General features: G+C 72.9%; 14 protein-coding genes. 10 read left to right on the forward strand and 4 right to left on the reverse strand.

The features are described 5' to 3' along the window. Positions 1 to 352 precede the first annotated feature (352 nt). Positions 353 to 556, forward strand: coding sequence for a hypothetical protein (locus IE217_RS28540; protein ID WP_190180834.1), 204 nt, complete (start codon positions 353 to 355; stop codon positions 554 to 556). Between the two features lie 268 nt (positions 557 to 824). After that, entirely contained in the window at positions 825 to 4,379 is a 3,555-nt protein-coding gene (gene smc / locus IE217_RS28545) for a chromosome segregation protein SMC (RefSeq protein ID WP_190180835.1), read from the forward strand. 223 nt (positions 4,380 to 4,602) lie between these two features. Here the strand turns inward: smc and IE217_RS28550 are convergent, their stop codons facing one another. Then, positions 4,603 to 5,406 (reverse strand): maleylpyruvate isomerase N-terminal domain-containing protein, encoded by an 804-nt coding sequence (locus IE217_RS28550; RefSeq protein WP_190180836.1) that lies wholly within the window; start codon positions 5,404 to 5,406, stop codon positions 4,603 to 4,605. A 318-nt stretch (positions 5,407 to 5,724) separates the two neighbouring features. Here IE217_RS28550 and IE217_RS28555 point away from each other — a divergent pair, with 318 nt between their 5' ends. Then, a complete protein-coding gene (locus IE217_RS28555) occupies positions 5,725 to 7,140 on the forward strand; it encodes a sugar porter family MFS transporter (RefSeq protein WP_190180837.1) in 1,416 nt (471 codons plus the stop codon). Positions 7,141 to 7,233: 93 nt separating this feature from the next. Here IE217_RS28555 and IE217_RS28560 read toward each other — a convergent pair whose 3' ends face one another. Further along, positions 7,234 to 8,202, reverse strand: a complete 969-nt coding sequence (locus IE217_RS28560; RefSeq protein ID WP_190180838.1) for an LLM class flavin-dependent oxidoreductase — start codon at positions 8,200 to 8,202, stop codon at positions 7,234 to 7,236. Between the two features lie 55 nt (positions 8,203 to 8,257). Continuing rightward, positions 8,258 to 9,733 (reverse strand): cytosine permease, encoded by a 1,476-nt coding sequence (locus IE217_RS28565; protein ID WP_190180839.1) that lies wholly within the window; start codon positions 9,731 to 9,733, stop codon positions 8,258 to 8,260. 151 nt (positions 9,734 to 9,884) lie between these two features. On the opposite strand from IE217_RS28565, the gene ftsY reads away from it, so the two are divergent. Next, complete coding sequence (gene ftsY, locus IE217_RS28570; RefSeq protein WP_190180840.1) at positions 9,885 to 11,096, forward strand: signal recognition particle-docking protein FtsY; 1,212 nt, start codon at positions 9,885 to 9,887, stop codon at positions 11,094 to 11,096. Positions 11,097 to 12,003: 907 nt separating this feature from the next. On the opposite strand, the gene IE217_RS28575 is transcribed toward ftsY, so the two are convergent. Beyond that, positions 12,004 to 12,666 carry a bifunctional DNA primase/polymerase gene (locus IE217_RS28575; RefSeq protein ID WP_190180841.1) on the reverse strand — a complete coding sequence of 221 codons (663 nt, stop codon included), beginning with the start codon at positions 12,664 to 12,666 and terminating at the stop codon, positions 12,004 to 12,006. A 447-nt stretch (positions 12,667 to 13,113) separates the two neighbouring features. Between IE217_RS28575 and nsdA the strand changes: the two genes are divergently transcribed. From nsdA to ftsH, 6 genes are all read left to right on the forward strand, one after another. Further along, positions 13,114 to 14,607 (forward strand): transcriptional repressor NsdA, encoded by a 1,494-nt coding sequence (gene nsdA, locus IE217_RS28580; RefSeq protein ID WP_190180842.1) that lies wholly within the window; start codon positions 13,114 to 13,116, stop codon positions 14,605 to 14,607. A gap of 324 nt (positions 14,608 to 14,931) precedes the next feature. Next, positions 14,932 to 16,272 (forward strand): ammonium transporter, encoded by a 1,341-nt coding sequence (locus IE217_RS28585; protein ID WP_190180843.1) that lies wholly within the window; start codon positions 14,932 to 14,934, stop codon positions 16,270 to 16,272. Then, positions 16,269 to 16,607: a P-II family nitrogen regulator gene (locus IE217_RS28590; RefSeq protein ID WP_190180844.1), complete on the forward strand. Its 339-nt coding sequence runs from the start codon at positions 16,269 to 16,271 to the stop codon at positions 16,605 to 16,607. Before IE217_RS28585 ends, IE217_RS28590 begins: the two co-directional genes overlap by 4 nt. A gap of 25 nt (positions 16,608 to 16,632) precedes the next feature. Continuing rightward, positions 16,633 to 19,119, forward strand: coding sequence for a [protein-PII] uridylyltransferase (locus IE217_RS28595; protein WP_190180845.1), 2,487 nt, complete (start codon positions 16,633 to 16,635; stop codon positions 19,117 to 19,119). 98 nt (positions 19,120 to 19,217) lie between these two features. Further along, positions 19,218 to 20,768, forward strand: coding sequence for a signal recognition particle protein (ffh, locus tag IE217_RS28600; protein ID WP_190180846.1), 1,551 nt, complete (start codon positions 19,218 to 19,220; stop codon positions 20,766 to 20,768). Positions 20,769 to 20,925: 157 nt separating this feature from the next. Next, complete coding sequence (ftsH, locus tag IE217_RS28605) at positions 20,926 to 22,893, forward strand: ATP-dependent zinc metalloprotease FtsH (RefSeq protein WP_190180847.1); 1,968 nt, start codon at positions 20,926 to 20,928, stop codon at positions 22,891 to 22,893. Positions 22,894 to 22,900: the final 7 nt, after the last annotated feature.

Here is a 22,900-nt window from a genome sequence, read left to right on the forward strand (position 1 = left end):
AAGCCGCGAAACCTGTCATCGGGCCCCGCCGGGAGGGAAAAGCGGCAGGTGATTGCCAGATACCCCTTGTCGTGGGAGGCTCCGCACGGCAGAGTGATCGCCACGCCCCGAGGGGCCCGCTGGAGCCGCAGCGCCACCGTTTCCCGGTCGCGCGCCCCCGGGACACCCTGGATACGGGGTGTGATCGTGTTGACCGTCAAACTTTTTGGTGAGACGCTGAAAGCCCGCGCACCTTAGCTGTTTGGCATGGATGAACGGCAGCACAAACTCAACAGTGCCAAGCACCACGGGTGCGAATCCCTCACGACCCACACCGCATCGGTCGGTCACTCAGTGTGGAGGACCATCCATCATGGCAAAGGCGCTTCTCGGTTACGTCGGTGGCTCCGACCCTCGACTCCTCGCCGAGATGCGACGGCTCCAGCAGCGTGTCCAGGATCTTGAATCCGAGCTCGGACGGATCCAGGCCGAGAACGACGCGCTGACGGCTGCCGCTTCTCACGACAGGATCATGGAGCGCGTCGACGCACACCAGGCGGAGCCTGCGCTCACCTGATCACTGCATCGCACAACGACACAGTGGTTGGGCAGCCCGTATCAACCGCTCAGTTGTCAGAAGTTGCAAGGGACGCTTCGGCGTCCCTTCTTTCTTGGCCCTTCCCGGCCGATTCCCGGGCCGCGCGCCTTCCGCCCCGCCTTTTCCTTCCCCCGCGCATCCTTTCACCTTCTTCAACGTTTGGTCTGCCCGTCATGTTCATGTGTGAAACCGGACGGCCTCGAGGGTTCATGGAGTGAGATGCCGGGGCCGGGTAGAGTCCGGCGGCGTGCACCTCAAGGCCCTGACCCTCCGCGGGTTCAAGTCGTTCGCATCGGCGACCACGCTCCGGTTCGAACCGGGGATCACGTGCGTCGTCGGACCGAACGGCTCGGGCAAGTCCAACGTCGTGGACGCGCTCAGCTGGGTCATGGGCGAGCAGGGCGCCAAGTCGCTGCGCGGCGGCAAGATGGAGGACGTCATCTTCGCCGGCACCACCGGGCGGCCGCCGCTCGGCCGCGCCGAGGTCTCCCTGACCATCGACAACTCCGACGGGGCCCTGCCCATCGAGTACGCCGAGGTCACCATCACGCGGATCATGTTCCGCAACGGCGGCAGCGAATACCAGATCAACGGCGACACCTGCCGTCTCCTCGACATCCAGGAACTGCTGTCCGACTCCGGCATCGGCCGCGAGATGCACGTCATCGTCGGCCAGGGCCAGCTCGACTCCGTCCTCCACGCCGACCCCACGGGCCGCCGCGCCTTCATCGAGGAGGCCGCGGGCGTCCTCAAGCACCGCAAGCGCAAGGAGAAGGCGCTTCGGAAACTGGACGCCATGCAGGCCAACCTGGCCCGCGTCCAGGACCTCACCGACGAACTGCGCCGCCAGCTCAAGCCGCTCGGCCGGCAGGCCGCGGTGGCACGCCGGGCGGCCGTCATCCAGGCCGACCTGCGCGACACCCGCCTGCGCCTGCTCGCGGACGACCTCGTACGCCTGCGGGACGCGCTGAAGGCCGAGATCGCCGACGAGGCCGCCCTGAAGGAACGCAAGGAGGCCGCCGAGGAGGAGCTGCGCAAGGCACTCCAGCGCGAGGCCCTGCTCGAGGACGAGGTGCGCCGCCTCACCCCGCGCCTGACCGGGGCCCAGCAGACCTGGTACGAGCTGTCCCAGCTCGCCGAACGCGTACGCGGCACGATCTCGCTCGCCGACGCGCGCGTGCAGAGCGCCACCTCCGTGCCGGTCGACGAGCGCCGCGGCCGCGACCCGGAGGACCTCGAACGCGAGGCCGCGCGCGTGCGCGAACAGGAGGCCGAGCTGGAGGCGGCCCTGGAGGCGGCCCAGCGCGCCCTGGACGACACGGTCGCCCACCGCGCCGAACTCGAACGCGAACTCGCCGTCGAGGAGCGCCGCCTGAAGGACGCCGCGCGCGCCATCGCCGACCGCCGCGAGCACCTGGCGCGGCTCAGCGGCCAGGTGGGCGCCGCCCGTTCCCGCGCCGCCTCCGCCCAGGCCGAGATCGAGCGGCTGGCCGCCGCCCGCGACGAGGCCCAGGAGCGGGCCGCGGCCGCGCAGGAGGAGTACGAGACCCTCAAGGCCGAGGTGGACGGCCTCGACGCCGGCGACCACGAACTCGCCGAGCGGCACGAGGCGGCCAAGGCGGCCCTCGCCGAGGCGGAGAGCGCCCTGAGCGCCGCCCGTGAGGCGGCCACCGCCACCGAGCGCAGGCGCGCGGCCACCCAGGCCCGCCACGACACCCTCGCCCTCGGCCTGCGCCGCAAGGACGGCACCGGCGCCCTGCTCGACGCCCGGGACCGACTGACCGGCCTGCTGGGCCCGGCGGCCGGACTGCTCACGGTCGCCCCCGGCCACGAGGCCGCCCTCGCCGCCGCCTTCGGCACGGCCGCCGACGCCCTGGCCGCCGCCACCCCGTCCGCGGCCGCCGACGCCATCCGCCTCCTGCGCAAGCAGGACGCCGGCCGCGCCACCCTCCTGCTCGCCTCGGCCCCCGAGGAACCCGCCGCCGCCCCCGCCCCCGGCCTGCCGCCCTTCGCCGCCGGCCTCGTGCAGGGCCCCGCCGAACTCATGCCCGCCGTACGGCGGCTGCTGGCCGGGATCGTCGTGGTGGGCACGCTGGAGGACGCCGAGGACCTGGTCCACGCGCACCCCCACCTCACCGCGGTCACCGCCGAGGGCGACCTGCTCGGCGCGCACCTCGCGCAGGGCGGGTCGGCCGGTGCGCCGAGCCTGCTCGAAGTGCAGGCATCCGTGGACGAGGCCGCGGCCGAGCTCGAGGAGCTCGCCGTGCGGTGCGAGCAGCTGACCGAGGCCCAGCAGCGGGCGGGCCAGCGCCGCCGGGAGTGCGCCGCGCTGGTCGAGGAGCTGGGGGAGCGGCGCCGGGCCGCCGACCGCGAGAAGTCGGCCGTGGCCCAGCAGCTCGGCCGGCTCGCCGGGCAGGCGCGGGGCGCCGCCGGGGAGGCCGAGCGCTCCGCCGCGGCCGCCGCCCGTGCCCAGGAGGCCCTCGACAAGGCGCTTGGGGAGGTCGAGGAGCTGGCCGAGCGGCTCGCCGTCGCCGAGGAGATGCCGGTCGAGGAGGAGCCCGACACCCACGCCCGCGACCGGCTCGCCGCCGACGGCGCCAACGCCCGCCAGACCGAGATGGAGGCCCGCCTCCAGGTCCGTACGCACGAGGAACGGGTCAAGGCACTGGCCGGCCGCGCCGACTCGCTCGACCGGGCCGCCCGCGCCGAACGCGAGGCACGCGCGCGTGCCGAGCAGCGGCGCGCGCGGCTGCGCCACGAGGCCGCCGTGGCACGGGCCGTCGCCGCCGGCGCGCGCCAGCTGCTCGCCCACGTCGAGGTCTCCCTGGGCCGCGCGGAGCGGGAGCGCGCCGCGGCGGAGGCGGCCAAGGCACAGAGGGAGCAGGAGCTGACCGCGGCCCGTGCCGCCGGCCGCGACCTCAAGGCCGAGCTCGACAAGCTGACCGACTCGGTGCACCGGGGCGAGGTGCTCGGCGCCGAGAAGCGGCTGCGCATCGAACAGCTGGAGACCAGGGCGCTGGAGGAGCTCGGCGTGGAGCCCGCGGGCCTGGTGTCGGAGTACGGGCCGCACCAGCTGGTCCCGCCCTCCCTGCCCGCCGAGGGCGAGCAGCTGCCCGAGGACCCGGAGCACCCGCGCAACCTGCCCCGCCCCTTCGTGCGCGCCGAGCAGGAAAAGCGGCTCAAGGCCGCCGAGCGCGCCTACCAGCAGCTCGGCAAGGTCAACCCGCTGGCCCTGGAGGAGTTCGCGGCGCTGGAGGAGCGGCACAAGTTCCTCAGCGAGCAGCTGGAGGACCTCAAGAAGACCCGAGCCGACCTGCTCCAGGTCGTCAAGGAGGTCGACGAGCGCGTCGAGCAGGTCTTCACCGAGGCCTACCGGGACACCGCGCGCGAGTTCGAGGGCGTCTTCTCGCGGCTCTTCCCCGGCGGCGAGGGGCGTCTGGTCCTGACCGACCCGGACAACATGCTCACCACGGGCGTGGACGTCGAGGCGCGCCCGCCGGGCAAGAAGGTCAAGCGGCTGTCCCTGCTCTCCGGCGGCGAGCGGTCGCTGACGGCCGTCGCGCTGCTCGTGTCGATCTTCAAGGCCCGGCCCAGCCCCTTCTACGTCATGGACGAGGTCGAGGCGGCCCTCGACGACACCAACCTCCAGCGGCTGATCCGGATCATGCAGGAGCTCCAGGAGTCCTCGCAGCTGATCGTGATCACGCACCAGAAGCGCACCATGGAGGTCGCCGACGCGCTGTACGGCGTCTCCATGCAGGGCGACGGCGTGTCCAAGGTCATCAGCCAGCGCCTGCGCTAGGGTCTCTCGTCTGGATCAGGCCGGGCTCGCGGGCCCTGGCACCGCGCCTCGCGGCGTTGTCGTCGGTTGCCATGGCTCCGCCATGACGCCCTCCTCCGCCTTGCGATGCACGGCACCAGACCCCGCTCCCTGATCCGGCCTGATCCAGACGAAAGACCCTGGAGGTGCTGGCCGGGCCTGCCGGTGGAGTCCCGGCACCGGCGTCCGCCGGGACTGTCACCTCCTACTCGTCCGGGTCCCAGGCGCTGAGCCGGTCGAAGAGACGCCGGTCGCCGTCGAGCCTCAGGGAGTCGAACGGGATGCGGTCGTACAGGATGAGGACCAGTTCGCCGGCCGTGCCCCGAGCGGAGGCGTAGGCGGCGGCCGCGTCCGGGTCCTGGCCGGCGGCGGTGGCCGGTGCGGTGCCGGGCCCGGGGAGGCGGGCTGTCCGTGCGCCGTCGGCGGAGAGCGTCAGGCGCCAGGAGCGGCCCTCGACGGCGTGGAAGTCGATGGCAGCGGGCTCGTGCGGCCAGGCACTCGTCGTCGCGACGCAGGTGAACAGGAACTCCTCCACACCGTCGAGCGCCACCTCCTCCGGCAGCGGCTGCGGGGCGCCTACGGTGATCTGGGCGTCGTACGTGTGCACCGCCAGCTGCTGGAGCTGGTGCCGGGCCACGGCACCGGAGGTCTGCGGCGACTGCGACGTCCCCCACCACGTCCAGCAGCCGCGATCCGGGCCGGCCTTGCGCAACGCGTCCACCAGTTGCCGCGTGGACTCCGCCAGCCAGGCCAGCAGGGCCTCGCGCTCCCGGGGCGCGGCCGGGGCGCCCTGTGCCGCGGACTTGGCCGCGGCGGGCCCCGCGGCGACGGTCACGGCCCAGTCCCGGCGCCCCTCGCCGATGTGCCGCGCCAGATCGAACAGCGTCCACTCGGGGCAGGTCGGCACCTGCGCGTCGAGGCTGGGCGCGGAGGCGACCGCGGCGCGGAAGGCAGCCGACCGTTCGTCGATCAGTCGCAGCAGAGCGGGGAACCCGAGTGTCGTCGTCACCCCGGATCTCTATCACCGCGTTCCGGCGATCGGACAGCGATTTTCCGTCCTCGGCCTCCTCGCCGTGCGGTCCGCCGCCCGTTCTCCCATCGCCCGCGTGTTCGCGCGGCTTCGGGGTAGTCGAAGGGTGTGCAGTGATTGACTACAACACTTGAACACAATCCCTCCACGTCTGAGGTCAAAGCTCACAGCAAGGAGGCTATTGACTTCGAAACTTGAAGGCATAGTCTCTGCAACGTTGCTTTTACCTTCAGGTCCCACGACCTGGAAGGGCTGACCCCCAACCCGGCAGCGCTGCCGGGTGCCCGAGGAGAACACGTGACCAGCACAGCGCAGGCACCCAGGCCGGGAGCCGCCACTCACCCCGATCATCTCGGGCACGTCATCTTCATCGCCGCGGCGGCCGCCATGGGCGGCTTCCTCTTCGGCTACGACAGCTCCGTGATCAACGGCGCCGTCGAGGCCATCCGCAGCCGTTACGACATCGGCCCCGCCACGCTGGCCCAGGTCATCGCCATCGCCCTGATCGGCTGCGCCATCGGCGCCGCGACCGCCGGCCGCATAGCCGACCGCATCGGCCGCATCCGGTGCATGCAGATCGCCGCCGTGCTGTTCACCATCAGCGCCGTCGGCTCGGCGCTGCCCTTCGCGCTCTGGGACCTCGCCTTCTGGCGCATCGTCGGCGGCTTCGCCATCGGCATGGCCTCGGTCATCGGCCCCGCCTACATCGCCGAGGTGGCCCCGCCCGCCTACCGCGGCCGGCTCGGCTCCTTCCAGCAGGCCGCGATCGTCGTCGGCATCGCCATCTCGCAGCTGGTCAACTACGGTCTGCTCAACGCCGCCGGCGGCAATCAGCGCGGACAGCTGATGGGCCTTGAGGCCTGGCAGGTCATGCTCGGCGTCATGGTGATCCCGGCCGTCCTCTACGGCCTGCTCTCCTTCGCCATCCCCGAGTCCCCCCGCTTCCTGCTCTCCGTGGGCCGTCGCGACCGCGCCCGCGAGGTCCTCGCCGAGGTCGAGGACAAGGACGCCGACCTCGACGCCCGCGTCGCCGAGATCGAGCACGCGATGAAGCGCGAGGAGAAGTCCAGCTTCCGCGACCTGCTCGGCGGCAGCTTCTTCTTCAAGCGGATCGTCTGGATCGGCATCGGCCTGTCGGTCTTCCAGCAGTTCGTCGGCATCAACGTGGCGTTCTACTACTCCGCGACGCTGTGGCAGTCGGTCGGCGTCGACCCGACGGCCTCGTTCCTCTACTCGTTCACCACGTCGATCATCAACATCGTCGGCACCGTGATCGCGATGATCTTCGTCGACCGCATCGGCCGCAAGCCGCTCGCGCTGATCGGCTCGGTCGGCATGGCCGTCGGCCTCGCCCTCGAGGCCTGGGCCTTCTCCTACGACCTGGTCGGCGGCAAGCTGCCCGCCACGCAGGGCTGGGTCGCCCTGATCGCCGCCCACCTCTTCGTCCTCTTCTTCGCCCTGTCCTGGGGCGTGGTCGTGTGGGTCCTGCTCGGCGAGATGTTCCCGAACAAGATCCGCGCCGCCGCCCTGGGCGTGGCCGCCGCCGCGCAGTGGATCGCCAACTGGGCGATCACCGCGAGCTTCCCGTCGCTGGCCGACTGGAACCTGTCCGCCACCTACGTGATCTACACGTTCTTCGCCGCGCTCTCCATCCCGTTCGTCCTGAAGTTCGTCCGGGAGACCAAGGGCAAGGCGCTGGAGGAGATGGGCTGACCCGCGGGAAGCGGAAGCCCCCGGAGCCGAGGAGAGGGTCCAAGTCCCCGCTGTCTCTCTCCTCGAACCCCGCAAGGCGCGTACTGCCCCGGCTCACGTGAGCCGGGGCAGTACGCGTCCGCAGAACAGGTGCAGGCTGCGCCAGCCCTCCTCCACGGGCATCCCGCCGGCCAGCGGGTGCAGCACCAGGTGGTCCAGGTCCAGCGCCACGCACTGGTCCGGTGTGACGACGCGGTACACGCCCTCGTCGCGCAGCGCGGCCGCGTCGTGCGCCGCCGACCGCACCGCCGAGCGGATGCCCCCGGTCTGCCAGGAGGCGTAGGTCCGCGCCTCGTGCAGCAGGTGCTCGCCGTGGAGCGCCCAGACGCGGTCGGGGTCCTCCGCGACGTGCAGCATCGGGGTCTCGGCCGCGGGCACCAGGGTCCAGCCCTCGGTGCCGTACTCCGCCAGCCGCTCCTCGTAGTACGCCTGCAGCCGGGGCAGGTGGGCGCTCGGGAAGAACGGCAGCCCCAGCCGGGCGGCCCGGCGGGCGGCCGCCCGGGAGGAGCCGCCGACCAGCAGCAGCGGGTGGGGCCGGGAGTACGGGCGCGGGGTGACCCGTACCGTACGGCCCCGGAACGTGAACGGCTCGCCCGTCCACGCCTTCAGCAGGGTCTCCAGCAGCTCGTCCTGGAGGGCGCCCCGCCGCTTCCACTCCACGTCGAAGTGGGCGTACTCCTCGGGCCGGTAGCCGATCCCGGCCACGGTCACCAGGCGGCCGCCGCCGAGCAGGTCCAGTACGGCGATGTCCTCGGCCAGCCGCAGCGGGTCGTACAGCGGGCCGATCGCCGCCGACACCGTGACCGCGAGGTGCCGCGTGGCGCCGAGGACGGCCCCCGCGAAGGCGAACGGCGACGGCAGCCAGCCGTCGGCCACGCCGTGGTGCTCCTCGGTCTGCACGGTGGTGATGCCGCGGTCGTCGGCGTAGCGGGCCATCTCCAGGGCCGCCCGGTAGCGGTCGCCCAGCGAGGCCGGGGTGGCGCCGGGTTCGACGAGGTTGAAACGGACGACCGTGACGGGCATGGCTGCGTCCCCCTTCACCGGGCGGGTGTGCAGGGGGACGTTAGCTGACGGTGCGTCAGACGGCCAGGCTCTCGGGCGCGGCGTTCCGCTGTCCGGGCAGTGCGCCGGCCGGGTCCTGGGCGGGGGCCGGCGTCGCCACCGGCGGCTTGGGCAGCACCACGTAGAGCAGTCCGGAGATCACCACGGTGGCCACCCAGCCGAGCCCGTACTCGCCGATGACGTTGCCCCGGGCCAGCGGGCCGGTGAACCAGTCGGACGTGGTGAACATCAGGCCCGAGCCGAGGCCGATCGCCCAGGAGGCCACCGCGGCGGGGGAGAAGCCGCCCCGGTACCAGTAGGCGCTGGTGCGCGAGGTGTCGGCCATGGCGGCGCCGTCGTACTCCCGGCGCCGCAGCATGTCCGCGCCGAAGACGCCGACCCAGGCCGAGAAAGCGACGGCCAGCAGCGACAGGAAGGCGATGAACGAGCCCATGAAGCTGGTCGCCGCCAGCATCAGCACACCGCCGAAGGCCAGCGAGATCACGGCGTTGACCGACACCGCCCAGTGGCGCGGCACCTTGAAGCCCAGGGTTTGCGCGGTGAAGCCGGCCGAGTACATCGACATGGCGTTGATCAGCAGCATGCCGATCAGGGCGATCAGCAGGTACGGCACCGCGATCCAGGTCGGCAGGATCTCGCCGAGGAAGGACACCGGGTCGGAGGCGGAGGCGAGGTCCGGCGTGGCGACCGCCATCACCGCGCCCATCAGCACCATCGGCAGCACCACGATGCCGGCGCCGCCGACGGACGTGCCGACGATCGCCTTCGAGGAGGCCGTACGCGGCAGGTAGCGGGTGAAGTCGGGCGCCGACGGGATCCAGCTGACGCCGCCCGCCGCGATCATGCCGATGCCGGTGATCACCGCGGCCGTGGTGCCCGCGGGACGGTCGAACACCTTGGACCAGTCGGTGTCCACGACCAGGTAGCCCAGCACCAGCACCGAGAAGGCGCCGAAGAGGAAGGTCGCGTACTTGTTGCACTCCTGCACGGCGTTGATGCCGAGCCCGGAGATCGCGAAGGTCGCCGCCACGAACGCCAGCAGCATCACCATGTCCAGCACGGCGCCCGCCCGCACCCCGAACAGCACCTTCAGGATGGTGAGCACCGCGTAGGCGCCGGTCACCGCGTTGATCGTCTCCCAGCCCCAGCGGGCGACCCAGATCAGCGAGCCGGGCAGCAGGTTGCCGCGCTGCCCGAAGACCGCGCGGGACAGCGCCATGCCCGGGGCGCCGCCGCGCTTGCCGGCGATCCCGATCAGCCCGACCAGGCCGTACGACACGACGGGCGCCGCGATCGCGACGATCAGGGCCTGCCACAGGTCGAGGTGGTACGCCACGACGAGGCTCGCGCCCATCGTCAGCAGCAGCACGCTGATGTTGGCGCCGACCCAGGTGGGGAAGAGCTCGCGGGTCCGGGCGGTGCGCTCGTGGTCGGGCACCTGCTCGATGCCGCGGGTCTCCAGGGCGCCTTCGGTCTCGGCGGTCTTGCGCATGAAGAAGGTCCGTGCCTCGTTCGTGGGGGGAAGTGGCTGGAACTCCGACCATCGTACTTTGATCCCACTAACGCCCGAATGTGGCGTTTGTCTCTAGCCGCGCGACGCGAGCGGGTCCACGCCACAACCCATGGCCGATACTGGACGCGTTATGGAAACCATCATCCTTGCTGTAGTCATCGCCGTGGTCGTGCTCGGCGCACTCGGCGGGCTCGTCGTCGGCAGCCGGCGCAGGAAGCCGCTGCCCCCGCCGCCACCGTCCGCGCCCGACATCACCGCCCCCCCGGCCGAGCCGCACGTCGGCGAGGAGGCCGAGACGCCGCGGGAGGAGTCGCGGCGGACGATCGAGGAGGTGGACCTGCCCGACGGCTCATCCCCCGTCGTGGTGGAGGAGCCGCCCGTCGCCGAGGAGCTCCCGGCGCCCGCGATCGAGGTGCCCGAGCCCACCGAGGGCCGGCTGGTCCGGCTGCGCGCCCGCCTGTCGCGTTCGCAGAACGCGCTGGGCAAGGGCCTGCTCACCCTGCTCTCCCGCGAGCACCTCGACGAGGACACGTGGGAGGAGATCGAGGACATCCTGCTGACCGCCGACGTCGGCGTGCAGCCCACCCAGGAACTGGTCGAGCGGCTGCGCGAACGCGTCCGCGTGCTCGGCACCCGTACCCCCGAGGAACTGCGCGGCCTGCTGCGCGAGGAGCTCCTGACGCTGGTCGGCCCCGACCTCGACCGCAAGGTCAGGACCGAGCCGGAGACCAGCAAACCGGGCATCGTCATGGTCGTCGGCGTCAACGGCACCGGCAAGACCACCACCACCGGCAAGCTGGCCCGGGTCCTGGTGGCCGACGGCCGCAGCGTGGTCCTCGGCGCCGCCGACACCTTCCGCGCCGCCGCCGCCGACCAGCTGCAGACCTGGGGCGAGCGGGTCGGCGCCTACACCGTGCGCGGGCCGGAGGGCGGCGACCCCGCCTCCGTCGCCTTCGACGCGGTGAAGGAGGGCAAGGAGATGGGCGCCGACGTGGTGCTCATCGACACCGCCGGCCGGCTGCACACCAAGACCGGCCTCATGGACGAGCTCGGCAAGGTCAAGCGCGTCGTCGAGAAGCACGCCCCGCTCGACGAGGTGCTGCTCGTGCTCGACGCCACCACCGGGCAGAACGGCCTGGTCCAGGCCCGCGTGTTCGCCGAGGTCGTCGACATCAGCGGCATCGTGCTGACCAAGCTGGACGGCACCGCCAAGGGCGGCATCGTCGTCGCGGTCCAGCGCGAGCTGGGCGTACCGGTCAAGCTGGTCGGCCTCGGCGAGGGCGCGGACGACCTGGCCCCCTTCGAACCGGGAGCCTTCGTCGACGCCCTCATCGGCGACTGACCGCCGGCCGCACGCCACACCGGAGCCCCGCCCCCTGATCCAGTGGGGGCGGGGCTCCGGCGTTGTGCCGGGGGACGGGGCCCTACGCCGGGCAGTGACGCCGCTCGCGCCCGCACCGGCGAGCGGTGCGGGACCGGCGCATCCGTGTGCGCCCTCCCGGCTGGAGCCCGACCGACCGGGGGCGCGCTCGCGCCTGCCGGGGCGCGGTGCTTGGGCCGCGCGGTGCTCGGCCCGCGCGGTACTCGGCCGCCGGGGCGTGGCTACGCGCGGGAGCGGGGGGTGCGCAGGCGAGGGTGCGGCGAAGGGGGCGGCCTTCCGAGGCGGACCGGTCCTGGGCCGCGCGGCCGGACCCGGTCGGAAGGCGTGGTCGTGTTCGTGGCGCCGACGTCCGTCGCTCGGGGAGGTCCCACCTCCGGGCCGGGTCCGGACCCGGCCCGGCCGACGCCGCACTCGTGCCTGGCGCCCGCGCGCGGTGCCGATCTCGTGGCGCCCGCGCCCGGGCGTGCTCGGCCGATGGCTCGGCGCTGCTCGGTCGTCGCCACGCCGGTACGTGCCGCCGGTGCCCGTCGCTTGAGGAGGACCCGCCTCCGGATCGGGTCCGGGGGTGTCCGGCCGAGGCCGCGCATCGCGCTTGCCGGGGGCGCGCGCTGCTCGGGCCCGCGCCCGGCCGCCCCTGTGGGACCCCGCGTCCGGGCTTGTGGGACCTCTGTCCGGGCCTGTGCTGCCCGCGTTCAGAGCGTGCTGCCCGCGTCCAGCCGTGTGGGACCTGGCGTCCGGCCTGTGCTGCCCGCGTTCAGGACGCGCTGCCCGCGCCCGGCCGCCCCCGTAGGACTCGCGACCGGCCCCGCGGGGGCCCCGCGTCCGGCCCCGTGGGCCCTCGCGTGCCGCCCGTGCCTGCCCGTGCTGCCTACGCCCGTGAGCGGTGGGCCACGTAAGCCAGGGTGCCCAGGAGGAGGCGGGCCTCCGGGGGGCGGGTGGGGTCCAGGGCCGGGGGGCGGAGCCAGCGGACCGGGCCGAGGCCGGCGCGGTCGGAGGGCGGGGCCGTGATCGCGGTGCCGGGGCCGAGGCCGCGCAGGTCCAGGGAGCCGGGGTCGTCCCAGCCCATGCGGTAGAGCAGGGCGGGCAGCGTGTCGGCCGCGCCGGGGGCGACGAAGAAGTGGGCGCGGCCGTCCGGGGTGGCGGTCACGGGGCCGAGAGGGAGGCCCATCCGCTCCAGCCGGGCCAGCGCGCGCCGCCCGGCCGCCTCGGCGACCTCGATGACGTCGAAGGCGCGCCCCACGGCCAGCATCACCGCGGCCCCCGGCAGCTCGGTCCACGCCCGGGTCACCTCGTCGAGCGTGGCGCCGGCCGGGATGACGGGCGCGAAGTCCAGGGGGTGGGCGCCCGGCGCGGGGCAGTCGGCGCGGCCGCAGGAGCAGGCGCCGCCGACGGCCCGCGCGCCCCGCAGCACGTCCCAGCCCCACAGCCCGGTGTACTCGGCCACCGCCGTGCACTCCGACGCGCGGTACGACCGGCCGCGCCGCCGCGTGCCGGAGCGGATCTCGCGCATACCGCCGATCGTGAAGCCCATGCCCCCTCCAACGGGTCCGCCGCCCCGATGGTTACGAGGCGGATCCGACTCGTGACTCTCCGTTCCCACTCCCTCCCCGGCTCCGCCCGATCCAGGCGGCGCCCGGAAGCGCCCCGGGTGGTGCGCTCGACGGTGCGCGCCGTCGCGTACACCGCTCCGCCCGCTCGCGGTTGTCCTATGTCAAGTGAATCGCGCCAACGCCACCGAGAGTTCATTCGATGGGGTGGCGAATGGTGGCGTTTCAGGGATCCCCATGGCTGGACGGGTGATCGTAGGATTACTGTCAGTGTGCGAGTCCTGGGGGCACATGCGCTCGTGGGTATGCCGGGGGCAAGTCGCCTTTCCGTTCGACGGGTGAGAAGCGGCGGACGGAAGGCCTGTTGACCGGCATGCTGATAGGGCTTGGCGCACTCAGCGACAAGTGGTCTCAGGAATGGGGGCGTTCCAGTGAGCGGCAACGGCGGTGGCGGGACGAGCGCGACGAGCGCGGGCGGCGCGGACAAGCGCCCGAACGAACTGCTCGCGTCGTGGTTCGTGCGCAGCGGCTGGTCCAAGGGCGAGCTCGCCCGCCAGGTCAACCGCCGCGCCCGCCAGCTCGGTGCCAACCACATCTCCACGGACACCTCACGCGTGCGCCGCTGGCTGGACGGGGAGAACCCGCGCGAGCCGATCCCCAGGATCCTGTCGGAGCTGTTCTCCGAGCGCTTCGGCTGTGTCGTCTCCGTCGAGGACCTGGGGCTGCGCACGGCCCGCCCGACGCCCTCCACCACCGGCGTCGACCTGCCCTGGACGGCCCCGCAGACGGTGGCCCTGCTCAGCGAGTTCTCGCGCAGCGACCTCATGCTGGCGCGGCGCGGTTTCCTCGGGACCTCGCTGGTGCTGTCCGCGGGCCCGTCCCTCATCGAGCCGCTCCAGCGCTGGCTGGTGCCCGCGCCCCCCGCCCCGCTCCCGGAGCCCGAGCCGGCCGCGGCCACCCGCCGCCCGGGCCGGCTCTCCCCGCCCGAGCTGGAGCTGCTGGAGACCACCACCCGCATGTTCCGCAAGTGGGACGCCCAGTGCGGGGGCGGCCTGCGCCGCAAGGCGGTCGTCGGCCAGCTCCACGAGGTCACGGATCTGCTCCAGGAGGCCCAGCCGGCCCCCACCGCCCGCCGCCTGTTCAAGGTCGCCGCCGAACTGGCCGAACTGGCCGGCTGGATGAGCTACGACGTCGGGCTCCAGCCCACCGCCCAGAAGTACTTCGTCCTCGCCCTGCACGCGGCCAAGGAGGCCGGCGACAAGCCCCTCGGCTCCTACGTGCTGTCCAGCATGAGCCGCCAGATGATCCACCTCGGCCGCCCCGAGGACGCCCTGGAGCTCATCCACCTCGCCCAGTACGGCAGCCGCGACTGCGCCGGCCCGCGCACCCAGTCCATGCTGTATGCGATGGAGGCCCGCGCCTACGCCAACATGGGCCAGCCCGGCAAGTGCAAGCGCGCGGTCCGCATGGCCGAGGACACCTTCGCCGACGCCGACGACTGGGACGAGCCCGACCCCGACTGGATCCGCTTCTTCTCCGAGGCCGAGCTGTACGGCGAGAACAGCCACTCCTTCCGCGACCTCGCCTACGTCGCCGGCCGCAGCCCCGCCTACGCCTCGCTCGCCGAACCGCTGATGGAGAAGGCCGTCCGGCTGTTCGCCGAGGACCAGGAGCACCAGCGGTCGTACGCGCTCAACCTCATCGGCATGGCCACCGTCCACCTCCTCCAGCGCGAGCCCGGCCAGAGCACGCGGTACGCCGCGCGTGCCATGCAGGTGGCCAAGAAGGTCCGCTCCGAGCGCGTGAACACCCGTATCCGAAAGACCGTCGACAGCGCCGTACGCGACTTCGGCGACCTCGGCGAGGTCGCCGACCTCACCGAACAGCTCGCCGCCGAACTCCCCGAGACCGCCGAGGCGGTCTGACACCGACAGCAGGCACGACCTCCCACAGTCCGCGCCCGGCGCGCGGCTCCCTGAACCCCGGCCGCGGCCGGCCTTCCCGAACTGCCCGACTCGGCTCCCCCATGCCAGGTCATCGGAAGGCCGCCCGCGGCCGGCCTCGTTCCCGCGCCCAGTTCATCCACGCGTAACACGCTCGGCGCCTTCGTCACCCCGGCGAAACAACGAGGGGCTTCCACCGAAACCGCGCTGCGCCAGTCTCGTGGCGCATAACCGGCCCAGCCCTCACCCGCCGGACCGCTCAGGCTTCGCCCGCACGGGGCCGTACCAACCGACGAGGAGACGCCGATGGCACCAGCCATCATGCTTGCGGCGGACGCACCCAGGCTGTCGTCCGCCAACACAGGCTTCATGCTCATCTGTTCCGCCCTGGTGATGCTCATGACCCCGGGCCTGGCCTTCTTCTACGGAGGCATGGTCCGCGTCAAGAGCACGCTGAACATGCTGATGATGAGCTTCATCAGCCTCGGGATCGTCACCATCCTGTGGGTGCTGTACGGCTTCTCGATGGCCTTCGGCTCGGACAAGGGCTCGATCATCGGCTGGACCTCCGACTACGTCGGCTTCAGCGGGATCGGCAAGACGGAACTCTGGCCCGGATACACCATCCCGGTCTTCGTCTTCGCCGTCTTCCAGCTGATGTTCGCGATCATCACCCCCGCCCTGATCAGCGGCGCGCTCGCCGACCGCGTGAAGTTCAGCGCCTGGTCGCTGTTCCTGGTGCTGTGGGTCACGATCGTGTACTTCCCGGTCGCCCACTGGGTCTGGGGCGCCGGCGGCTGGGCCTTCAAGCTCGGGGTGATCGACTTCGCCGGCGGCACCGCGGTCCACATCAACGCCGGTGCGGCGGCTCTCGGTGTCATCCTCGTCATCGGCAGGCGCGTCGGCTTCAAGAAGGACCCCATGCGCCCGCACAGCCTCCCGCTGGTCATGCTCGGCGCGGGCCTGCTGTGGTTCGGCTGGTTCGGCTTCAACGCCGGCTCCTGGCTCGGCAACGACGACGGCGTCGGCCCGCTGATGTTCGTCAACACCCAGGTCGCCACCGGCGCCGCCATGCTCGCCTGGCTCGCCTACGAGAAGATCCGCCACGGCGCGTTCACCACGCTGGGCGCGGCCTCCGGCGCGGTCGCCGGACTGGTCGCCATCACCCCCTCCGGCGGCGCGGTCTCCCCGCTCGGCGCCATCGCGGTCGGCGCCATCGCCGGTGTCCTGTGCGCCATGGCGGTCGGCCTGAAGTACCGCTTCGGCTTCGACGACTCCCTCGACGTGGTCGGCGTCCACATGGTCGGCGGTGTCCTCGGCTCCCTGCTGATCGGCTTCTTCGCCAGCGGCAAGGGCCAGTCCGACGTCAAGGGCCTCTTCTACGGCGGCGGCCTGGACCAGTTCTGGAAGCAGTGCGCCGGCGTCTTCGCCGTCCTCGCCTACTCCCTGGTCGTCTCCGCGGTCCTCGCCTTCCTGCTGGACCGCACGATCGGGATGCGCGTCACCGAGGACGAGGAGATCTCCGGCATCGACCAGGCCGAGCACGCCGAGACCGCGTACGACTTCAGCGGCGCGGGCGGCGGAGTCATCGGCTCCCTCGCCGCCTCCGCCCTGGCCGCCACGCAGAGCAAGAAGGTGGACGCATGAAGCTCATCACCGCCGTCGTCAAGCCCCACCGCCTCGACGAGATCAAGGAGGCCCTCCAGGCCTTCGGAGTCCACGGCCTGACCGTCACCGAGGCCAGCGGCTACGGCCGTCAGCGGGGACACACCGAGGTCTACCGGGGCGCCGAGTACACGGTCGATCTGGTACCCAAGATCCGTATCGAGGTACTGGCCGAGGACGACGACGCCGAGCAGCTGATCGAGGTGATCGTCAAGGCGGCCCGCACCGGCAAGATCGGCGACGGCAAGGTCTGGTCCCTGCCGGTCGGGACGGCGGTGCGGGTGCGGACCGGCGAGCGCGGTCCGGACGCGCTCTGACAGGCACGAGGACGGGAGTCGCCGGGTGACGGGCACGGACGTGCACAAGGAAGCGGAGGACTCGGGACCCGGCGGCTACGCGGCGGCCCGGCTGCGCCTGCTCACCGAGGGGACGCGGTCCGGGCCGCCGCGCCGCGCCGCCCTCGCCTCGCTCACCGACGACTGGCTCACCGGCCTGTTCGACGCCGCTGCCGCCGCGGCCGGCGGTCCGCGCGGAATCTCCCTGGTCGCCGTCGGCGGCTACGGGCGCGGCGAGCTCTCCCCGCGCAGCGACCTCGACCTGCTCCTGCTCCACGAGGGCGGCGACCCCGGCGCCGTCGCCGCCCTCGCCGACCGCCTCTGGTACCCCGTGTGGGACCTCGGCCTCGCCCTCGACCACTCCGTGCGCACCCCCGCCGAGGCCCGCAGGACCGCCGCCGACGACCTCAAGGCCCAGCTCGGCCTCCTCGACGCCCGGCACCTCGCCGGCGACTCCGCACTCACCGCCGCGCTGCGCACCGCCGTGCTCGCCGACTGGCGCAACCAGGCGCCCAGGCGCCTGCCCGAACTGCGCGAGCTGTGCGCCGAACGCGCCGAACGCCAGGGCGAGCTCCAGTACCTGCTGGAACCCGACCTGAAGGAGGCCCGCGGCGGACTGCGCGACGCCACCGCCCTGCGCGCCGTCGCCGCGTCCTGGCTCGCCGACGCCCCCCGCGAGGGCCTCGCCGACGCCCGCCGCCGGCTCCTCGACGTACGCGACGCCCTGCACCTGACCACCGGCCGGGCCACCGACCGGCTCTCCCTCCAGGAGCAGGACCAGGTCGCCGCCGAACTCGGCCTCCTGGACGCCGACACCCTGCTGCGCCAGGTCTACGAGTCCGCCCGGGTCATCTCCTACGCCGGCGACGTCACCTGGCGCGAAGTGGGGCGCGTGCTCAGGGCGCGCGCCGTGCGGCCCAGGCTGCGCGCCATGCTGGGCGGCGGGAGACCGGCCCCGGAGCGGTCACCGCTCGCCGAGGGCGTGGTCGAACAGGACGGCGAGGTGGTGCTCGCCCGCACCGCGCGCCCCGAACGCGACCCCGTACTACCCCTGCGCGCCGCGGCCGCCGCCGCGCAGGCCGGACTCCCGCTCTCCCTGCACGCCGTACGGCGCATGGCGGCCACCGTGCGCCCCCTGGCCACGCCCTGGCCCGCCGAGGCGCGCGAACAGCTCGTCACTCTGCTCGGCTCCGGCCGCCCCACCGTCGAGGTCTGGGAGGCCCTGGAAGCGGAAGGCCTGGTCAGCGGCCTGCTGCCCGACTGGGAACGGGTCCGCTGCCGCCCGCAGCGCAACGCCGTGCACGTCTGGACGGTCGACCGCCACCTCATCGAGACGGCCGTCCGCGCCTCCGCCTTCACCCGCCGCGTCAGCCGCCCCGACCTCCTCCTGGTCGCGGCCCTGCTGCACGACATCGGCAAGGGCTGGCCCGGCGACCACTCCGTGGCCGGCGAGATCATCGCCAGGGACGTGGCCGCCCGCATCGGCTTCGACCGCGCCGACACCCACGTCCTCGCCACCCTCGTACGCCACCACCTGCTCCTCGTCGAGACCGCCACCCGCCGCGACCTGGAGGACCCGGCCACCGTCCACTCGGTCGCCCGCGTGGTCGGCACCCACAGCACCCTCGAACTGCTGCACGCCCTCACCGAGGCCGACGCGCTCGCCACCGGCCCCGCCGCCTGGTCCACCTGGCGCGGCTCACTCGTCGCCGACCTGGTGCGCAGGGTGTCCGCGGCCCTCGCGGGCGACCACCCGGACGAGCCCGAGCCCGGCGCTCCCGGCGCCGAACACGAACGGCTCGCCGTCGAGGCGTTCCGCACCGGCGGGCCCGTACTGTCGCTGCGCCCCCAGACCGAGCCACCCGCCCGGCCCGAACCGGACGGGGAGGGCGGGAGCGGCACCGCGGAGCCCGAGCCGCTCGGCGTCGAACTGGTCGTCGCCGTCCCCGACCAGCCCGGCGTACTGCCCTGCGTGGCCGGAGTCCTCGCCGTGCACCGCCTGACCGTGCGCACCGCCGAACTGCGCGCCCTGGAACTGCCCGCCGGCGTCGACGAGGGCTCCGTACTGCTGCTGAACTGGCGGGTCGCCGCCGAGTACGGGTCCCTGCCGCAGGCCGCCCGGCTGCGCGCCGACCTCGTGCGCGCCCTGGACGGCTCCCTGGACGTCGCCTCCCGTCTCGCCGAGCGGGACGCCGCCTATCCCCGCCGCCGCGGCGTGGTGGCGCCCCCGCCGCGCGTCACGGTGGCCCCGGCCGCCTCCCGGCACGCCACCGTGATCGAGGTCCGCGCCCAGGACGCGCCCGGACTGCTGTTCCGCATCGGACAGGCCCTGGAGGACGCCAAGGTACGGGTGCGCAGCGCCCACGTCAGCACCCTCGGCGCCAACGCGGTCGACGCCTTCTACGTCACCGGCCCGGCGGGCGCCCCCCTGCCCCCCGAGGAGGCGGCGACCGTGGCCCGGCGGCTGGAGGACACGCTGCGGGCACGGACGTGAGGCCGTTGAGGGCACGACCGTGACCCGCTCCTGTCCGGCCGGGATACCCTGGAGGGCGATTCCGCAAGCCATCCCCGACACCGAGGACCGACGCCGCCGTGTTCGATACTCTCTCCGATCGCCTCTCAGCGACTTTCAAGAGCCTGCGCGGCAAGGGGCGGTTGTCCGAGGCGGACATCGACGCCACGGCGCGCGAGATCCGCATCGCGCTCCTCGAGGCCGACGTCGCCCTGCCCGTCGTCCGCGGCTTCATCAAGAACGTCAAGGAGCGGGCGCTCGGCGCCGAGGTCTCCCGCGCGCTCAACCCCGCCCAGCAGGTCCTCAAGATCGTCAACGACGAGCTGGTCACCATCCTCGGCGGCGAGACCCGCCGCCTGCGGTTCGCCAAGCAGCCGCCGACCGTGATCATGCTGGCCGGTCTCCAGGGCGCCGGCAAGACCACCTTGGCGGGCAAGCTCGGCAAGTGGCTCAGCGAGCAGGGCCACTCCCCGCTCCTGGTCGCCTGCGACCTCCAGCGCCCCAACGCCGTGAACCAGCTCAGCGTCGTCGCCGAGCGCGCCGGCGTCGCGGTCTACGCGCCCGAGCCGGGCAACGGCGTGGGCGACCCGGTCAAGGTCGCCAGGGACTCCATCGACTTCGCGCGGACCAAGGTCCACGACATCGTCATCGTCGACACCGCCGGCCGCCTGGGCATCGACCAGGAGATGATGCGGCAGGCCGCGGACATCCGGGACGCGGTCTCCCCGGACGAGATCCTGTTCGTCGTCGACGCGATGATCGGCCAGGACGCCGTCAACACCGCGGAGGCCTTCCGCGACGGCGTCGGCTTCGACGGCGTGGTGCTCTCCAAGCTCGACGGCGATGCCCGCGGCGGCGCGGCCCTGTCGATCCGGCAGATCACCGGCAAGCCGATCATGTTCGCCTCCGCCGGCGAGAAGCTCGACGACTTCGACGCCTTCCACCCGGACCGGATGGCCTCCCGCATCCTCGACATGGGTGACCTGCTCACCCTGATCGAGCAGGCGGAGAAGACGTTCAGCCAGGAAGAGGCCGAGAAGATGGCCTCCAAGCTGGCGTCCAAGAAGGGCCAGGACTTCACCCTGGACGACTTCCTGGCCCAGATGGAGCAGGTCAGGAAGATGGGCTCCATCTCCAAGCTGCTCGGCATGCTCCCGGGCATGGGCCAGATCAAGGACCAGATCAACAACCTCGACGAGCGCGACGTCGACCGCACCGCCGCGATCATCAAGTCGATGACCCCCGGCGAGCGCCAGGACCCCACGATCATCAACGGCTCCCGCCGCGCCCGTATCGCCAAGGGCTCCGGCGTCGAGGTCAGCGCGGTGAAGAACCTCGTCGAGCGGTTCTTCGAGGCCCGCAAGATGATGTCGCGGATGGCCCAGGGCGGCGGCATGCCCGGCATGCCGGGGATCCCGGGCATGGGCGGCGGCCCCGGCCGCTCCAAGAAGCAGCCCAAGAAGGCCAAGGGCAAGCAGCGCTCCGGCAACCCGATGAAGCGCAAGCAGCAGGAGCAGGAGGAGGCCGCCCGCCGCGCGGCCGCGGCCCAGGCCGGCGGCGCCTTCGGGCTGCCTCAGCAGGGCGGCCAGGACTTCGAGCTGCCGGACGAGTTCAAGAAGTTCATGGGCTGAGGCCCACGAGGCCCGCGAGTCCGGCGTAGGGAATCCGGCGAGTCCGGTGGCACGGAATCCCGCGAGTCCGGTCGTACGCAAATGAGGGCGCCCCCCGTCACGCGCGGGGGCGCCCTCAGCGCGTGCCGGGGCACGCCGAGTGCCGTAACGTCCAGATATGAGCAATGCCGCGCCACCACGCAAGGCCCCTGACCAGCCGTGGCGCACCGAGGGCACGCCGGACGGGCCGCCGCGGCGGACCGGCGGCAAAGTGCCGCGCGGCCGGTGGTGGGGGCTGCTCGTCACCGCGGTGGTCGTCTTCCTGCTGGCCTACGGCGGACTGACCTACTACAACTCGGGCAACGAGCCGACCATCTCCTACACCGAGTTCAGCAGGCAGGTCGACACCGGCAACGTCTCCAAGATCTACTCCAAGGGCGACGCGATCCAGGGCCAGCTCAAGAGCGCCCGGGACCGGCCCGGTGGCGGCGGCACCTACACCAAGTTCAGGACGCAGCGCCCCGCCTTCGCCGACGACAAGCTGTGGCAGAGCCTGACCGGGCACGGCGTCACGGTGACCGCGCAGCCGGTCGTGCAGCAGCGCGGCTTCCTGTCCAACCTGCTGCTCTCGCTCGCGCCGATCGTGGTCCTCGCCGCGCTGTGGGTCTTCTTCGCGCGGCGCATCGGCTCCGGCCTCGGCGGACCCGGCGGGATCTTCGGCCGCAAGGCGCCGCCCCGGCCGGTCGAGCTCCAGCCCGGCACCCAGCGCACCAGCTTCGCCGACGTGGCCGGGATCGACGAGGTCAAGGGCGAGCTGGACGACGTCGTCGACTTCCTCAAGCACCCCGACTCCTACCGGCGCATGGGCGCCAAGATGCCCCGCGGCGTCCTGCTCACCGGGCCGCCGGGCACCGGCAAGACCCTGCTCGCCCGCGCCGTCGCCGGCGAGGCGGGCGTGCCCTTCTTCTCCGCCTCCGCCTCCGAGTTCATCGAGATGATCGTCGGCGTCGGCGCGTCCCGGGTGCGCGAGCTGTTCTCGGAGGCGCGCAAGGTGGCGCCCTCGATCGTCTTCATCGACGAGATCGACACGATCGGCCGGGCCCGCGGCGCCGGCGCCTCGGTGGGCGGCCACGACGAGCGCGAGCAGACCCTGAACCAGATCCTGACCGAGATGGACGGCTTCTCCGGCTCCGAGGGCGTGATCGTGCTGGCCGCCACCAACCGGGCCGACGTCCTCGACCCGGCCCTGACCCGCCCGGGCCGCTTCGACCGGCTGGTCCAGGTCTCACCGCCCGACCGCGGCGGGCGCGAGGCGATCCTCGCCATCCACACCCGCGAGATCCCGCTCGCCCCCGGGGTCGACCTCGCCCGGGTCGCCCGTACGACCCCGGGCATGACCGGCGCGGAACTGGCCAACCTCGCCAACGAGGCCGCCCTCCTCGCCGTCAAGCGGCGCCAGCGCGAAGTGACGCAGACCGACTTCTCCGAGGCCCTGGAGAAGGTCCAGCTGGGCGCCGAACGCGCCCTGGTGATGCCCGAGGAGGAGCGCCGGCGCACCGCGTACCACGAGAGCGGCCACGCCCTGCTCGGCATGCTCCAGCCCGGCGCCGACCCCGTACGGAAGATCACCATCGTCCCGCGCGGGAGGGCGCTCGGCGTCACCCTGTCCACCCCGGAGTCCGACAAGTACGCCTACACCGAGGAGTACCTGCGCGGCCGGATCATCGGCGCGCTGGGCGGCATGGCGGCCGAGCACGTGGTGTACGCGGTCATCACGACCGGCTCCGAGAACGACCTCGAACAGGTCACCAACATCGCGCGCGGGATGGTGGCCCGCTGGGGCATGAGCGAGCACGTGGGCCGCCTGTCCGCGCTGCCCAACGACGCCCAGCAGGCCTACGGCCTCTCCGCCGCCCCGCAGACCCTGGACTCCATCGACACCGAGATGCGGCGCATCGTCGACGAGTGCTACGAGGAGGCGTGCCGCAAGCTGCGCGACCACCGCGGGCAGCTGGACGCGCTGGCCCGGGCCCTGCTGGAGAACGAGACCCTGGAGGAGGCCGACGCCTACCGGGTCGCCGGCATCACCCGCCTGAAGAAGGACACCGAGGGGGGCGCCGCCGAGGGCGGGAGCGCGATCGGCTAGGGGCGCA

Source organism: Streptomyces naganishii JCM 4654 (assembly GCF_014650575.1).
In the GTDB taxonomy this organism is placed as follows: domain Bacteria; phylum Actinomycetota; class Actinomycetes; order Streptomycetales; family Streptomycetaceae; genus Streptomyces; species Streptomyces naganishii.

Coding starts and splice junctions, on each gene's coding strand:
- IE217_RS28540 (WP_190180834.1), top strand. CDS start 353: ATGGCAAAGGCGCTTCTCGGTTACGTCGGTGGCTCCGACCCTCGACTC.
- IE217_RS28560 (WP_190180838.1), bottom strand. CDS start 8,202: ATGCCCGTCACGGTCGTCCGTTTCAACCTCGTCGAACCCGGCGCCACC.
- IE217_RS28565 (WP_190180839.1), bottom strand. CDS start 9,733: ATGCGCAAGACCGCCGAGACCGAAGGCGCCCTGGAGACCCGCGGCATC.
- ftsY (WP_190180840.1), top strand. CDS start 9,885: ATGGAAACCATCATCCTTGCTGTAGTCATCGCCGTGGTCGTGCTCGGC.
- IE217_RS28575 (WP_190180841.1), bottom strand. CDS start 12,666: ATGGGCTTCACGATCGGCGGTATGCGCGAGATCCGCTCCGGCACGCGG.
- IE217_RS28585 (WP_190180843.1), top strand. CDS start 14,932: ATGGCACCAGCCATCATGCTTGCGGCGGACGCACCCAGGCTGTCGTCC.
- IE217_RS28590 (WP_190180844.1), top strand. CDS start 16,269: ATGAAGCTCATCACCGCCGTCGTCAAGCCCCACCGCCTCGACGAGATC.
- ftsH (WP_190180847.1), top strand. CDS start 20,926: ATGAGCAATGCCGCGCCACCACGCAAGGCCCCTGACCAGCCGTGGCGC.